The sequence below is a fragment of the Acinetobacter sp. ANC_7513 genome, assembly GCF_056779915.1.
This window is the reverse complement of sequence record NZ_JBWYIW010000011.1, coordinates 101,970-117,221: the sequence shown is the minus strand read 5'-3', so window position 1 is coordinate 117,221 and position 15,252 is coordinate 101,970. Positions and strand designations below refer to the sequence as shown.

The window sequence follows — 15,252 nt, the reverse complement described above, 5'->3', positions numbered from 1 at the left end:
ACTTATTCTCAAAACTTAGATCCAACCTATTCAGCTAAACCCTTGTTTTTCAACAAGTTTTAATCAACATCACCGCCGATGGATGTGCATTATAGGCCATTTATTTTCTTACGCAACTACTTTTTCAATCTTTTCTATTTGTTTGTATAGTTAATAAACCAAATAAACATTAACTATATGTTTTTTATATATAATTTTTTATTTGTATGAACTTTTAACTCTTATCACTGTCTAAATAAGATAAAATCATTGCACTTAGTTCTCTTTTAAGCTGTTGTTCTGAAATAAGAAAATCATTGTTGCTTACAAACCTCATCATTGTGAACAAGGTACTATTAATAATCACAAAAGATTTATGCTTAAGTGTTTCGAAGTCCCAATGACGATAGAAACGATTAAATACATATAAACCAACTTCAAAAAAATGCTTTTCTAAAACCTTTGCTGCTTCGGAATTGTTGTAGCCATGCCAATGTTTGAGGACTTCAAAGAAGAAACCATTATCTTCTCTCATTACATCAAATCCGAATTGAAGACTAACATCGACTAAGGTTTTTAAATCCATTTCTTCTTGATTCATCGCCAGCGCTTTAAGTGACAAACCTAAGTTTTCACTCTTACGGCGTAACAATTCTAAAATTATCTGATCTTTATTTTCGAAATATTGATAGATAGAGCCGACGCTCACCCCTGATTTTTCAGATATTTTTGGCGTAGTGACTTGATCTAGGCCCATTTCAGAAATGCATATCAGAGTCGCTTCCAAAATACTATCGACTACCAGCTTTGCTCTTTGTTGTTGTGGTCTTTTTCTCATAGCTGCCATTCTAATAATGCGAATTGAATGCGAATAAATATTCATATTAATCTTTGATCAAACAATAACCAGATTAATTACACCATGTCAAATTTTAGCATTCCAAAACGTATGGCTTCATATGAGCGAATGAAGCGTAGCGATCTATTGTCCAAGCTTCTACACAAAATGACCGATCAAAACTTCATTCCAACTTATGCTGAATATTTAGAGTTAAATGAAAGTTTACATACGGGTGATGTGCCGATGGATCGCTTAATGGATTGGGTGATGACCAATCCACGCGAAAATCGAAAGCTTTTTGAAACAGCCTTATATCAAGGCTTAGATGCTCTTCCCAAACCAGTCCCTGAAATCAAAGCATTCTTTGATCTCGTGGAACAACAGCCTGTTTGGTTCGATCAAGAAAAAATTGATCGTGCAATTCAATTCACACATCGTTTAGGCTCGAATGTCACTTTTATTATGCGTGATCTCGCGCTAATGACTGGATATCAATACCCTGGCTTTAATCAACCTTTAATTTTAACAGGTGCTCTAAGCAAATATGCAGGCAAGCGCTTAGCAGAAACGCATAAATGGTGGCTAGATGTTACTAAGCCGAACGGATTTCAACGCTTTAATGATGGCTTTACTTCAACAATTTTTGTGCGTTTCATCCATTCTTTAGTTCGCTACCATCTAAAAAAATCTAAAGATTGGGACTGGGATATTTGGGGAATGCCGATTAACCAATATGATCAGGCAATGACAAATATTGCTTTCAGCGGTGTAATGCTTTTAGGTATTCGAGCAATCGGTATTTTTCCAACTAAAAGTGAAGTCGATGCGATTATGCATTTTTGGAAATATACAGGCTGGTTGATGGGTGTTGACGAACACTGGCTGATTGATAAAGAGTCTGAAGGCTGGAAATTATTGCAATGGATGAATTATGCTCATCCTCAAGTGGATGAAAGTAGTCGTCAGCTTGCAGTAAGCCTATCCAAAGAACCATTTGAACGCGAATATAAACATTTTAAACGTTTCATGCAGAAGAAAGCCTACCAGAATCACTTAGATGTTACCCAAATCTTTATGGGCCGTAAAAAAATGAAAAATTTAGGGCTTAAGCCTCGAATACTGCCGTGGTATCCACTGTATCTACTGACTAAAAATACTGTGATTTATGCTGGCGCAAAAAAAATACCAAAGCTTGATCTTTATTTACAGCGTAAAGGGCGATCACAACAAGAACGAGCTCTCGATTTATATCAAAATGCAGGAAAACAGCTGGCAAGTATGCATCAATAAATAAAAAACCGAGCTAAGGCTCGGTTTTTTGCAAGTATATTTTTAAGCCATTTTTAATGTTGCCTCTTGCTCAGCTCGAAGTGCTGATGGAGAACGTGCTAGATAATCCAAAGCTTGTTGAGTATTACCTTCTTGCACTGGATGAAACTTTGGACTAAACCAACGGATAGTAGCTAAAGTTAAATGACTGAAGGTAGGAATATGATCAGTCTTACGGCTAATTTTTTCCATTTGCATAATGAGTCTTAAAGTACCCATATGTCTAAACTTACCTGCATCTTTATCTTGTTTCAAAATTGTTTTGCCGCCTTCAATCCAAACCGCTGCCATAATAGGGAAGATGAACGACATCAAAGCATTTTTCGAAATTTGAAAATTAAACTCTGATTCAAACATATGTTTAAACAAATCATACGCAACCGTACGATGTTCAACTTCTTCAGCAAGATGCCAACGGAATAGATCAGCCATGATTGGATCGGCTTTATCCAATGAAGTATTGTCCAAGCTCCACTGCCCTGCCACACCAGTATAGTGCTCAATGGCTGCAATCACACCCAGTCGGAAGATTAACCAACGTTTTTCACCAACCACTTTTTTCATCATTTTGATACCTACTGGATTTTCTCCTAAAAGGATTTCAAAAAGATAATGCATGCGTTGAATGAACGGCTTTACATCTAATCCATGTTGATCAAAATAAACTTGTGCGTGTTGATGAGTACGACCATGAATCGCCTCTTGTTGAATAAAACCTTTCACGTCTGCTTTTAATTGTTCGTCTTTGACGAACGGTAAAGCTTTATTAAATACACGGCAAAACCAAAACTCACCCGCAGGCAAGATCATATGTGCTGTATTCAACATATGGGTGGAAACAGGGTCATTTTCAATCCAATGCTTTGGAATATGATTGAAATCAAATTTTACTTTACGACCATGTAGTTGATGAACTTGACTCATTGTTGTCATTTTATTATCCATTACATCTTTTTTATTATTTTTAAAATAATGATAACCTCATCACAATATCATTTAAGGACATTCATATTTTATGTCAGACAATTTTAAAGAAAACACCCATTTAGACGGCGATCTAAATGGGTGTTAGGCTTATTACGTCAAATAAACTGAATATGACTAGAACTTCATACTCACACGCGCCCAATAATTACGTCCTATATTATTAAATTGCTCATTCTGTGCAAAACCAAATCCAGCACTACCTGCTTTATTTAAGTGTTCCGTATAAACCTTATCCAGAACATTATCAATTCCAATACTCAAATCAACACCTTGATGAATTTGATAAGTACCATTTAAAGACAGCGTCGAGAAACCTGAACTCGTTTTAAAATCCTTACCTACAATATTACCTTGATTAATACTGACACGATCCTGCCCATCTACCACACGCCACAATAAACCTAAGTTAAAACGCTCTTGCACATATCTTAAATTTAAACGTGCTTCCAGCGGAGATATTTGAGGTAAAGGTTGATGATCAGTTGTGTTTTTTCCCCAAGCATACATCGCACTAAGATCTGCCTGAACAGCATTGGTAAATTGATAACCTACACCAGCTTCTGCCCCTGCGATTGTCGCATCGACATTTCTAGAATCAGCAGCATTTTTACCATGACCAGTCATTTTTGCTGGGTCATAATTCAATAATATGAAATCATTAATCAAACCGGCATAAGCTGATGCCCATGAACTGAGTGCCCCGTGATTATGTTGGTATCCAACATCCAACTGTAAGGTTTTTTCTGTTTCTAAATCCTTGAAGGTAGCAACAGCATTGCCTTGATAATCTGTCTTAAACAACTCCCAATAATCTGGTACGCGCTCTACATAGCCTAGACCAACATAGGTTTTAGCATCATGCTCTGGATGCTGATTTTCAAACCGTATAAAACCACTTGGTAATGTTTCCTGACGTTCTTGAACCATTTTTAAGTTTTTAATCTTAACTTGATCAACCCGAACACCTGTGACCAACTTATTATGATCATTGAATGGATATGATAATTCAGTGAACCCGCCATAAGATTGAAACTTCATATCCTCTGTTAGTGGAGTATTCATCATTGGCATGCTTGAATGATACATTCCACCAGCATGTTGATTATTCTGAGTATCAACACCCGTAATGAATATTGCTTTATCCCACTCCATCGTTGTGGCTAAACGTGCATTTAAAGTACGACGTGTCACATTCATAGCGCGATCTGCGCCATCGACATCACGTAAACTAAAATTATCCATCACATGATCATTAAAGTTGTAATTGACTTGCGCCTCAACTTTTTTGACTACCTCTGAGAGATTCTTTTTCTCAAATCTTAATCCCAAGCTCTCGCGGGCAAATTTAGAACCATCCATATCTCGCCCAGCATATACAGCCTCACCATCAGCCTTACCGCCAGTTAACTCGATCCATGTATCTGCATTAGGTATCCAGCCCAATGCTAAATCTGCATTCCATCGTTTCCAATCTGATGGTACGGTCGCCCCATTACCATCTTGATAACTATTTGAGACTGATCGGTTGCTATTGATTCGAATATATTTTTGTTCATCTCCTACCGCTGCCTCAATATTTTGGTCTAAACGCCCAAAAGAGCCCATTAATACACTTGCCTGACCTCGATAATTTTTTTCATCATTCAATTGTTCTGGGCGTCGCTCGAAAATCACAGTGGCTGCTGAACCTGTATTGGCGTACTGGACAGTTTGGGGACCTTTAATCACCGAGATTCGATCATAGCTCTCAGGTGAGATATACGAAGTCGGTGAATCCATACGACTCGGGCATGCGCCTAAATTTTCAGTTCCATCTGTTAGAATTTTGATTCGTGATCCATACATTCCACGAAAGGTCACATCACCATTCGTACCTGCACCACTATTTACGCTGCTAAACCCTACAATACTTTGTAAGTAATCTGCGCCATCCGACGCAGGAATAGGCTGAATGGGTTGCTTCGGGTTTGCCCGGACAATCAAGCCATTAGCATCATTACCTTGTAGAGCTGTAGCAACAATTGGCGCTAAGTTCGTCATGTGTGTATCAGGTGTTGGATTTGAAGCTGTAGATTGGACTTCAGCAAATGAAGTTTGCGCAATAAAGGCAATGGAAATCGCAGCCGCTAGTGGCTGTAAATAGAATTTTGTCTGAGCCATGATATATTCACTCAAAATTTAAATATGACAATGCTAGAGTCATTCAAGACCCTAAAAATAAAGACAATATTTAAGAAAAGAGTGGCGGTGCCCGACCTTGAGGTAAAAGGAATAAACGCTGTAAGTCGAAATAAATATGTTTGAACGCTTTTTGGAAGACGATCAAACGTATATTTAAACGTACAAAAACTTCTTTAACATTCAGCTCAGGTGGCAAAATCAAATTACCAAATACAGTACAGTATTGGCATTGATGGTTTGGGTCATGATGATCGTGCCCACTATGCGAGGATTCAACATAGCGCTTAGACTCATGATGTTCATGTAACGCATGTGAAGTGGAAACATGATGAGCATGATGAACGAGCGTTGTAATACTAGAATGATTAGGCTGTTCGAATAAGGCACGGGTGATCGTTTCGCAGACCGGCGCAATTTGATATTGCGCTGGAAGCAAAGGCTGAAGAAAAACAGCGATCTGTAATAATACTGCTGCGAAACTCAGCAGCAACCCATTGCGGAACAAATTGTCATTCCAAATAAAATTTGAGCAATTATAACAAAGCCCAATCGAAATTGGGCTTTATCAACATATTTAAAATTCTTAGAGAATTAACGCTTTACAGCAACTTTTTCTTTTTGACGCTGACGAACGACTTTTTCTACCTTTTCACGCGCTCTTTGGCGTTTTAAAGGAGATAAATAATCAACAAATAATTTTCCGTTCAGATGATCCATTTCGTGCTGGATACATACTGCCAAAAGACCATCAGCTTCTAATTCAAAAGCTTGCCCTTCTAAGTTAATTGCGTCAATTTTGACGCGTGACGGACGCTCAACTTTATCGTATATTTGTGGAACTGATAGACAACCCTCTTCATAAGGTTGGGTATCTTCAGTTAATGGGGTGACTTTAGGATTAATAAAAACCATCGGCTGATTTTTATCTTCAGACAAGTCCATGACGATAAGCTGAATATGATGATCAACTTGGGTTGCAGCTAGACCAATACCTGGTGCTTCATACATGGTTTCAAACATGTCTGCAGCAAGTTGACGAATTTCATCCGTCACTTCCTCTACAGGTTTGGCAATAGTACGCAAACGGGGATCAGGAAAACTTAAAATTGGTAATAAGGCCATGCTGCTCCTCACCGGCTATGCCATTGATCTTAAAAATTAAATGAAGTTAATGCTTCATCAAATAATACGTGTAATATGCGTATTATAGCGCAAATAGATACATAATTTTAGGAATTATGATAATGAAAAAGGTTTTCAATGGCATGGCTTTTTCACATGCTCTGGGGTTAAAGAAACACTGCCTTTCACTTGCAATTTGCATTAGTGCGGGCTTGTTTACCGCGCAAATGACACAAGCCAGTCCAAATGTAAGCCCACCATCGATTAAGGCCGGTGCTCCTCACGTTTATGTGGTCAAAAAAGGCGACACTTTGTGGGATATTTCAGGTAAATTTTTGCGCTCACCTTGGCGTTGGAAAGAAATTTGGGCATCCAACAAACATGTCAAAAATCCACACTGGATCTACCCGGGTGATCGCTTACTACTCTGTACATTAGACGGGCGCCCATTGATTGGTAAAGATGAAGGTGATGGTTGTGAAGGCGTTATTCGTCGTCATCTTGGTGCTATCAATCTAAAACCTCAAGTACGAGTTGAAAGCTTAGGGAATACCATTCCAATTATTCCCTTGGATGATATTCAACCTTGGCTAGAAAGAAGTATCATCGTTGCGCCTGATGCTTTGCAGAGCACACCTTATATTCTCGGTTCGGCAGATCGTCGTATCGTTGCTGGGGAAGGTCAAACAGTTTATGCACGTGGTCAAGGGATTAACCCTGGACAAAGCTACGGTGTTTATCGTGAAGCTGAACCGTATGTTTTCTTAGATGAAAAAGGGAAAAAATATACAGGTGCACTTGAACTGATTGAGGTAGCTACTGCAGTCGCTGTTGCCAACGAAAATGAAATTTCAACCTTAGAGCTTAAACAAAGTTTTAATGCCGAAGTTCGTCGCGGTGATTACGTTTTACCTAAATTTCAAAATGAATTACCAAGCCTCTTCTATCCAACGGCAACAACGGATATTCAGCCAGGCGGTCAAGTGATTCGTGTTATGGGTTCTATTGGTACAGCAGCTCAACATAGTGTTGTCACAATTAACCGAGGAAACGTTCACGGTGCAAAAAATGGTCACGTGTTAAGTATTTTCCAACAAGGCGAAGTGGTTAAAGATCCGAAGACCAAAGAAAATATTCAACTGCCTAATCAGCGTGTGGGCAATTTAATGATTTTTAAAACTTTCGATCAATTAAGTTACGCTTACGTACTAGACAGCGCACTTCCAATTAAAGTAGGTGCTGTATTAGAACCATCGCCAATGGTTGAAAATTAAAATTAGGTGCGGATATGTTGAACGAGATTAACGACCATCAGTTGGCTTATATTAAACTCTGGTATCTCGTTCAACATTCACTCAGTGCTTATCAAAAACTTGTTCAGCATTTTGGTTCAGCTCAAGATGCTGTACAGCAAAATCATCTACATCAATGGCATCAGCTCAACTTACATAAAAACCATATCGAGCGTGCATCTCAATTTTTCTCTGATCAACAGCAACAAGAATTTGAGCGAATTCTGTATCAAATTCATCAACATTCTGATTTTATGCTCACTGAGCAAGATCCAGACTATCCTCAGCAATTGATGCCCTATCATGACCGCCCCCCAATTTTATTTGGGAAAGGTAAAGCACAGCACTTGTCTGAAGCACAAATTGCCATTGTTGGAAGCCGTAAACCAAGTCCACATGGCAAACAAGTCGCATATGATTTTGCGTATTATCTGAGTGATCAAGGTTTTTATATCACGAGTGGATTAGCACAAGGGATTGATGAAGCAGCCCATCAAGGTGCTTTGCAACATGGCAGAACAATCGCCGTTATCGGTACAGGATTAGATTTAATTTACCCATCACAAAATCGCCCATTACATGATCAAATCTTGAAGCAGAACGGGACCATCATTTCTGAGTTTTTACCCGGTACAAAACCGCTTCAGCATAATTTTCCACGCAGAAATAGAATCGTAAGTGGCTTAAGTTTAGGGATATTGGTGGCCGAAGCTCAATTGGGCAGTGGTTCATTAATTACGGCCCAAGCTGCTGCAAATCAAGGTAAAACGACCTTTGCAATTCCAGGTCATATTTATAGTGAATTTCATCAAGGTTGCCATCAGTTGATTCGTGAAGGTGCCATCTTAGTTGATCATCCTGAGCAGATTATTGAAGATTTAGCCCTGCCGACTCAATGGCAGCATCATCAAGCATCACTGTCACGAAAAAACAATCCTAATGAATTCCAAAATGACGAAATAGCTCATTCAGTAGACCGTCCAAAGTTAAGTAAGCATGAGGATGATGAGCATTCGATTCCTATACATTTGTTAGCTGTATTTCAACAATTAGATTGGGTTGGTCGCGATCTCGATCAAATTGCAGCAACCCTTGATTTAGACACCGCGACACTCACCAGCCACTTGATGGAGTTAGAACTTTTAGGACGCTGTATTCAACAATCTGGGTTATACCTACGTTGCCGTAATTAAAATTAAGGTTCACAATAGTCTTTTCAATCAAGAGAATGGTGAACGCTTATGTTAACAACCTCAGTTGCTGAGGCTGCTCAATGTCTAAAACAAGGTCACGTTTTGGCTTATCCTACAGAAGCAGTATGGGGCTTAGGTTGCGACCCTTTTAATGAAAATGCTTTTAAAGAAATTTTAAGATTAAAACAACGTCCTATCGAAAAAGGGGTGATCTTATTGGCTGGTCAAGTCAGTCAGGTTGAACATTTATTATCAAAGCTTCCTCAAGACCGCCGTGATGCGGTGATTGAAAGTTGGTCACAAACATCTTATCAAGATCGCGCCACCACATGGCTTCTCCCAGCTGATGAGCAAATACCACTTTGGATTCGAGGCAAACATCCTAAGGTTGCTATCCGAGTCACCAACCATCCTCTTTGCATCGCACTGTGTAACGCATTTGATGGGTTCATTGTTTCAACCAGTGCAAATCCTGCTGGTTTAGACCCCGCTCGCTCATTGCAAGAAGTCAATCAGTACTTTGGTGCTGAATTAAATTATTTAAATGGAGATTTAGGCCTGAGCCAAGAACCTAGCCGAATATTAGATGCAGAAACAGGTGATGTCATTCGTGCTTAAAAAGCATGATATGCTGAGACTTAAAACTTATTATTTAAGACAAAAAAAAGCTCAGTCATAAAGGTATTGACTGAGCATATAAAAGGATGTGCTAATCACATCCAGAGGGTTCAGAAATTCATCTGTACAGAAAAAGAGTGTATTATCGCTTTCTCTGCAGTACGCATATTATGCTACAAAAAAAAATATTACACAATTACTAAGACTTATAGTTTCAAATCATCATTTTTCTTATAAGATTAATTATTAGTTCAATTGATATAATTAAGTACCTATTTTTAATTATTAATTTTACTTTTTAAAAAGCCTAATGATAGTTAATTTAGATCAATAAGCTTTTATAGATTTTAAGTATAATAAAAAAATAAATCGATTGTCTGTTTTTTAAACACTCTTAGCCTTTATGAATGAAGTTTTTTTTCTGTGCTAAAGCAATACCTATCAAAATCACGATTCCGCCTAAACTGTGATAAATCGTCCATGCTTCTTTTAACCAGACATAAGCAATAATAGCGGTAAAGATTGGCATTAAGTTCATAAAGATGCTGGTACGATTTGGGCCTAAATGTTGAACAGCCAACATCCATACTAACGGCGCAATAATCGAAGGGAAAATTCCCGCATATAACACACTCAAGCCGTTATCCAGATCAATTGCATCGAGCCCCAATACGGCAACGAATGGTAAGTGGTACAACACTGCAAAACCAATCTGAATATAAAGACTAATCATTAAAGGGAGCTCGAGTTGCCACTTTTTGAGAAATACACCATAAAAAGCATAGAAGAATACCGCGACGATCATAATCATGTCGCCCCAATGCCCACCCAGATGCATCAGTGTATCTAGACGCCCCTGACCGATGACATAAATCAGCCCGATAAATGATAAAATACTACCCACCACTGCAAATCGAGTTGGAAACTCTTTTAAAATCATCAGTGAAACAAAAATGGTGAAAATTGGAATAAAGGCATTAATTATGCCCATATTGGTTGCAGTCGTGTAATGTGCTGCGGTGTAAGCTAACCCCTGATAAAGCACCATACCAAATGCACTCAGCACTGCTAATTTCACTATATTTTGTCGTACCAAAGTACGCTGTTTGATGACTTTAGGCAGGATAAAGGGTGTTAAAATCAAAAAGGCAATAATCCAACGATAAAAACTAATACTGACAGGTGAAATATACTCTGCAACATATCGTGTAATGGCTATATTCAACGACCAAATCAATACAGCAATGACTGGCAATGATAAAGCCCAGAGCAAATGCTTTTTTTCAAATGTCATATTTTCATCCTAATTTTTATTTAATCGTTAAGATCAAGTTTTCATCAATTTTTAGACTTTTTCATTCCATGAAACACACTCCCCCTTCATTGTTAATGACTGCAGAACAGCCATCTAAGTCTGAGATTTTTACTTAAAAAATTAAGTAGAGTGCTGTTCTATTTTAAAACACTTTTCACTTTTTTACAGGGATTCCTCTACAAAACAACACTAGAAGCTGTGTGTGAGCTATGAGATCGTAAATGCTTGAATTTTCCCATCAACGGGTTAACTGAATATTTTTTAATGTGCTTCATCGTGAATGTAAGTGCATTGAACCGAGCATATAAAAAGGATAAATTATGAAAAAACTTCTCATTGCATCACTATGCACTACAGCTGTTTTTCTAACCGCTTGTGATAAAAAGTCTAACGATCAATCCTCACCTACTGCCGCTGAAACGGTTCAAAGCAATACATTAAGTACCAATGTAAATGCAGATATTCAACATGATTTAGATTTACTGGATCAAATTTCAAATACAAAAGCTCAAGAGGCTTTGGCATTTCAAAACGAAGTGACACAAGCTGCGCAAAACAATAATAAAGCTGAATTAGACGCAGTGGTTGAGAAGATGGATAACTATGTGGATCAATTTAATGATGATCTGGACAAACTTGCGCTCAAAAGTACTGAAGGTGCATCTCTTCGAGATAAAATGAAAGAATCGAATGAGCTTGGATTGGACCTCGCAGAAGCAGGTGTTAAAGAAAAGCCTGATATGAATGAAATCACTGAACTACAAAAGAAAGCTGTTGAGTTACAACAAAGCTTGTTACAGGACATGCAGAATCTTAAAAACCAAGTCGGGACAAAATCTTAACTCATAAAGCAGGCCGTCAGGCCTGTTTTTTTTCACTGTAGACACCTTGGTGAGATCTATATGCCATGGTATTTTCAATCTACATATTTTAGGTACTTTATGATTAGGACATTGAAATGGCTTCAGTTTATAACATTCCAGTAAATAAAATTCAGGGGCAGCCTGTTGATTTATCACAATACGAAGGCAAAGTATTATTGATCGTGAATGTAGCGTCTAAATGTGGCCTTACACCTCAGTACGAAGGTCTGCAAAAACTCTATAGTGAAAAAAAACAACAAGGATTCGAAATTCTTGGTTTTCCTTCCAATGACTTTCTTGAACAAGAACCAGGAAGCAATGAAGAGATTGAACAATTTTGTTCAGTAAATTATCAAGTGGACTTCCCTCTTTTTGCGAAAGTTCCAGTGGTTGGGGAGAATAAACATCCGCTATATGAAACTTTAACAAACGCCATTCCAGAGCGTATTGGTGAGGGGCCTTGGTGGAAAGATCTGGTTGATTATGGTTTAACGCCTAATAATCCCCCTGAAGTATTATGGAATTTTGAGAAATTCTTAGTTTCAAAAACAGGGGAAGTCGTTGCTCGTTTTGCACCAGACATCACTGCAGATGATGCGCGTATTGTTGATGCAATTAATGCTGAACTGGCGAAATAATCTCATCAAGATCAAGTGACGATCTTGTCACTTGATTATTTCTTATTCAATTCAATAAATATCTTCATTAATCTGTCAAAATCATAAGTTACTCTTTCACATCAAAATTTTTGTTATTGCTTTGCAAATATTCAGATTTAACTCATATTTGTATCGTATCTTGGAATGAAGTGATTAACGATTTGGTTTTATTAATGAAAGTATTTCAAAGCATTATTACCCCTTTTGCATTATTTGGCTTCGGTCTCGTGATGTTAGGTTGTCAGCCGCAAACCCAACCCGATCAAGAAAATGAATCAACAGCAGCTAATGTTGAAGAATCTTCTCCTGCCCAAGTCACTGATCCAGCTGACTTAAAGTCAGGCAATATGTTTTACATTGTACGTGATGTGGCAGATGTACAGCTGAAAGCAGGTGGATATATTGAGCAAATTCAACAGCTACAATCTGATTTAGAACAAGCTGTAAATAATAAAGATCCACAAAAGTTAGATCAGTCAGTGCAAAGTTTGAAATCTCAATTACTAGGATTTAATGAGGCATTGACAGGACTTGACCTAAAAAGCCAAGAAATTTCCCAGATTCGTTCTAATATTTTAACGGCAAATCAAAATGTATTAGCTTCACCATTACTAAACGGCCAAGTGAATTTAAACAACATCGATTTTGCAGCTTTAGAAAAGCAAATGGGTAATATCCAAGGCGAAATGGTGAAATTAGCCAGTATGCTTTTGACTCAGTCCGGATCATCTACAAAAAATAATCAAGCCGAGGATTGATATACATTATTCTCACAAAATAGACATGGTGGAGTGAGGGATTTCTCTTTAATTTGGATCTTAAATAATTCAAATATCATGGAGTCGGCATGTCTACCTCACCCATCTATAATATAACTCCTATTACTTTTCGTTTAGATTTAAAAGATCCTTTCATCTTTACTGCTCATCATATTGATCACTACCCTGCTGGGAATGCTGAAATGGGACCAGTTCATCCTGCAATCAATCAAGAATTCAATATGTATTATGGTAGTGTTGTTCCCGGCTTTCCCGAACATCCACACACGGGTTTTGAAACCATTACTTTAGTGGAACAAGGTTATGTCGATCATTTTGATTCCTTGGGTAATGGTGGACGATATGCAGCGGGCGATGTGCAATGGCTAAGTACGGGAAATGGTGTTGAACATTGTGAAATGTTCCCGTTAATTCATCAGGATCGAGAGAACCCTTTTGAATTATTTCAAATTTGGTTTAACTCATCTCCAGAACAAAAAAAACAACCTGCTGATTATAAAATGTTTTGGCGTGAACAAATTCCACATGTGAAAGCGACTGATCACCAGTCTCGCAACATTGATGTACGAGTTATTTCTGGACAATATCAAAATCAAAATGCATTAAGTCGCCCACCACACTCTTGGGCAGCTGCAGCAGAAAATAAAGTGAATATATACTTAATTACTTTAGAAGCTGGCGCATACCTTGAAATTCCAGCTACCACCGCGACCTCCACTCGATTTGCTTACTTCTATCAGGGTTCAACTTTAAATATTGCTGATTCAACCATTCAATTCAAACATCTTGTAGAGCTTAAAGCTGACACCGAAATTCAAATTGAAGCAGGTGATCAAGAAGCGAGAATCTTATGGTTAGAAGGTGAACCGATTGGTGCACCAGTTGCAATGCGAGGGCCTTTTGTATTGAACAGCAAAGAAGAACTTGATGTTGCATTCAAACGATATCGTGAGACCCATTTTGGTGACTGGCCTTGGCCAAGCGATGCTCCAACGTTTTCACGTGAAACACCTCGTTTTGCCAGCTATGAAGGTGGTAAACGCAAGGAATATCCTGAACAAATGAGTTCAGATGGGGCTTAACAAGGTTTAAATATTACAGTATTCATCTTTGCCCAATGCTCGTTTAATATCCTGTTCAAAACGCGCATTGGGAAAAGGATAACGTTGAGGCAAATACAAGGTAAATCTTGTCAATGTAGGTGATAAGTTTTCTACAGTTGCCTTATGAACATATTCACCACGTTCTGTTCGAGCAAATAGGGTTGCCATTTCAATATGCTCTTCAAGCTTATTTTCAGTAAAGACTAAATCATCATCACGTGTGAAACCGATACATCGACGATATGCTTGTCTCAGATTTTGAAATACGCTGAGATAATCCAACTCGATTTCAGCACTTAAACCATTTTTATACGAGTTGGCAACCAAGGCCGCTTCAGTAGGTTCATTGGGCTGACTTAAATAATAATTTTGACATGCGGTGAGCTGACTGAAGGTGAATATGCTTAGCGCGATAATTAGACTTTGACCATACATTATTTTATTTGAATTTATTAGACTTATACCTGAATTGTAGCAAAGTCTAAGCCGTGATTTAATTCAGCTTTATACTTTTAATGTAATTGAACCATGCAACTGATCATCTTCACTGGAGTTCAAGCTTCGGGCAAATCAAGCTACTATCTTTTACATTTGGCACATTCACATTTAAGAATTAACTTAGACATGCTAAAAACTCGCCATCGGGAAAACATGATCTTTGAAGCATGTCTAGCCTCTAAAACCAAAACGGTGATCGACAATACCAATCCAACCAAAGCAGACCGTGCTCGTTATATTCAACGTGCTAAATCAGCAGGCTTTGAAGTGATTTCATATTACTTTGAAACAGATTTGAAAAGTACGCTAGAACGCAATCGTCAACGAAGCGGTAAAGCCAATATTCCTGAAGTCGGTGTTCGAGCAACATATAAGAAGTTAGAAGTACCTGATTTTGAGGAAGGGTTTGATGAAATACATCATATTAAAATAAAAGGTGCAGGTGAATATCACCATTTAATTTTAGACTCCAAACAATAAAGCGACCCGAGGA

The 15,252-nt window shown here is 38.1% G+C and carries 15 protein-coding genes and 1 pseudogene; 9 read left to right on the top strand and 7 right to left on the bottom strand.

Annotated elements, in window-relative coordinates; all coding sequences use genetic code 11:
- Nucleotides 1-214: 214 nt before the first annotated feature.
- Nucleotides 215-817, bottom strand: a complete 603-nt coding sequence (locus AC1M9B_RS12105; protein WP_035268244.1) for a TetR/AcrR family transcriptional regulator — start codon at nt 815-817, stop codon at nt 215-217.
- A gap of 84 nt (nt 818-901) precedes the next feature.
- Between AC1M9B_RS12105 and AC1M9B_RS12100 the strand changes: the two genes are divergently transcribed.
- Nucleotides 902-2,110 (top strand): oxygenase MpaB family protein, encoded by a 1,209-nt coding sequence (locus AC1M9B_RS12100; protein WP_481609192.1) that lies wholly within the window; start codon nt 902-904, stop codon nt 2,108-2,110.
- A 42-nt stretch (nt 2,111-2,152) separates the two neighbouring features.
- Here the strand turns inward: AC1M9B_RS12100 and AC1M9B_RS12095 are convergent, their stop codons facing one another.
- The 4 genes and pseudogenes from AC1M9B_RS12095 to def all read right to left on the bottom strand — a co-directional run bounded on the left by AC1M9B_RS12095 (nt 2,153) and on the right by def (nt 6,439).
- Nucleotides 2,153-3,082: a metal-dependent hydrolase gene (locus tag AC1M9B_RS12095; protein ID WP_481609191.1), complete on the bottom strand. Its 930-nt coding sequence runs from the start codon at nt 3,080-3,082 to the stop codon at nt 2,153-2,155.
- A gap of 168 nt (nt 3,083-3,250) precedes the next feature.
- Nucleotides 3,251-5,296 (bottom strand): TonB-dependent copper receptor, encoded by a 2,046-nt coding sequence (locus tag AC1M9B_RS12090; RefSeq protein ID WP_481609190.1) that lies wholly within the window; start codon nt 5,294-5,296, stop codon nt 3,251-3,253.
- 70 nt (nt 5,297-5,366) lie between these two features.
- Nucleotides 5,367-5,573, bottom strand: a pseudogene (locus AC1M9B_RS12085) (DUF2946 domain-containing protein); the annotation flags it as partial.
- Nucleotides 5,574-5,908: 335 nt separating this feature from the next.
- A complete protein-coding gene (gene def, locus AC1M9B_RS12080; RefSeq protein WP_035268228.1) occupies nt 5,909-6,439 on the bottom strand; it encodes a peptide deformylase in 531 nt (176 codons plus the stop codon).
- A gap of 122 nt (nt 6,440-6,561) precedes the next feature.
- Here def and AC1M9B_RS12075 point away from each other — a divergent pair, with 122 nt between their 5' ends.
- The 3 genes from AC1M9B_RS12075 to tsaC are packed head-to-tail and all read left to right on the top strand — an operon-like array spanning nt 6,562 to nt 9,542.
- Complete coding sequence (locus AC1M9B_RS12075) at nt 6,562-7,713, top strand: LysM peptidoglycan-binding domain-containing protein (RefSeq protein ID WP_481596416.1); 1,152 nt, start codon at nt 6,562-6,564, stop codon at nt 7,711-7,713.
- Nucleotides 7,714-7,727: 14 nt separating this feature from the next.
- Nucleotides 7,728-8,924 (top strand): DNA-processing protein DprA, encoded by a 1,197-nt coding sequence (dprA, locus tag AC1M9B_RS12070; protein WP_481609189.1) that lies wholly within the window; start codon nt 7,728-7,730, stop codon nt 8,922-8,924.
- A gap of 48 nt (nt 8,925-8,972) precedes the next feature.
- The gene (tsaC, locus tag AC1M9B_RS12065; protein WP_481592437.1) at nt 8,973-9,542 is read left to right on the top strand and encodes an L-threonylcarbamoyladenylate synthase type 1 TsaC; all 570 of its coding nucleotides are present in this window, start codon (nt 8,973-8,975) and stop codon (nt 9,540-9,542) included.
- Nucleotides 9,543-9,936: 394 nt separating this feature from the next.
- Here tsaC and AC1M9B_RS12060 read toward each other — a convergent pair whose 3' ends face one another.
- The gene (locus tag AC1M9B_RS12060; protein WP_481609188.1) at nt 9,937-10,836 is read right to left on the bottom strand and encodes a DMT family transporter; all 900 of its coding nucleotides are present in this window, start codon (nt 10,834-10,836) and stop codon (nt 9,937-9,939) included.
- Between the two features lie 341 nt (nt 10,837-11,177).
- Here AC1M9B_RS12060 and AC1M9B_RS12055 point away from each other — a divergent pair, with 341 nt between their 5' ends.
- The 4 genes from AC1M9B_RS12055 (at nt 11,178) to AC1M9B_RS12040 (ending at nt 14,240) form a co-directional block, all read left to right on the top strand.
- Nucleotides 11,178-11,699 carry a hypothetical protein gene (locus AC1M9B_RS12055; protein WP_092767874.1) on the top strand — a complete coding sequence of 174 codons (522 nt, stop codon included), beginning with the start codon at nt 11,178-11,180 and terminating at the stop codon, nt 11,697-11,699.
- A 116-nt stretch (nt 11,700-11,815) separates the two neighbouring features.
- On the top strand, nt 11,816-12,358 hold the full coding sequence (locus tag AC1M9B_RS12050; protein WP_481609187.1) for a glutathione peroxidase: 543 nt from the start codon (nt 11,816-11,818) through the stop codon (nt 12,356-12,358).
- Between the two features lie 194 nt (nt 12,359-12,552).
- Nucleotides 12,553-13,137 carry a hypothetical protein gene (locus AC1M9B_RS12045; protein WP_481609186.1) on the top strand — a complete coding sequence of 195 codons (585 nt, stop codon included), beginning with the start codon at nt 12,553-12,555 and terminating at the stop codon, nt 13,135-13,137.
- Nucleotides 13,138-13,226: 89 nt separating this feature from the next.
- Nucleotides 13,227-14,240, top strand: coding sequence for a pirin family protein (locus AC1M9B_RS12040; RefSeq protein WP_481609185.1), 1,014 nt, complete (start codon nt 13,227-13,229; stop codon nt 14,238-14,240).
- A 6-nt stretch (nt 14,241-14,246) separates the two neighbouring features.
- Here AC1M9B_RS12040 and AC1M9B_RS12035 read toward each other — a convergent pair whose 3' ends face one another.
- Complete coding sequence (locus AC1M9B_RS12035; protein ID WP_481609184.1) at nt 14,247-14,696, bottom strand: hypothetical protein; 450 nt, start codon at nt 14,694-14,696, stop codon at nt 14,247-14,249.
- Between the two features lie 93 nt (nt 14,697-14,789).
- Here AC1M9B_RS12035 and AC1M9B_RS12030 point away from each other — a divergent pair, with 93 nt between their 5' ends.
- Entirely contained in the window at nt 14,790-15,239 is a 450-nt protein-coding gene (locus AC1M9B_RS12030; protein WP_481609183.1) for an AAA family ATPase, read from the top strand.
- The last annotated feature ends 13 nt before the right edge of the window (nt 15,240-15,252 follow it).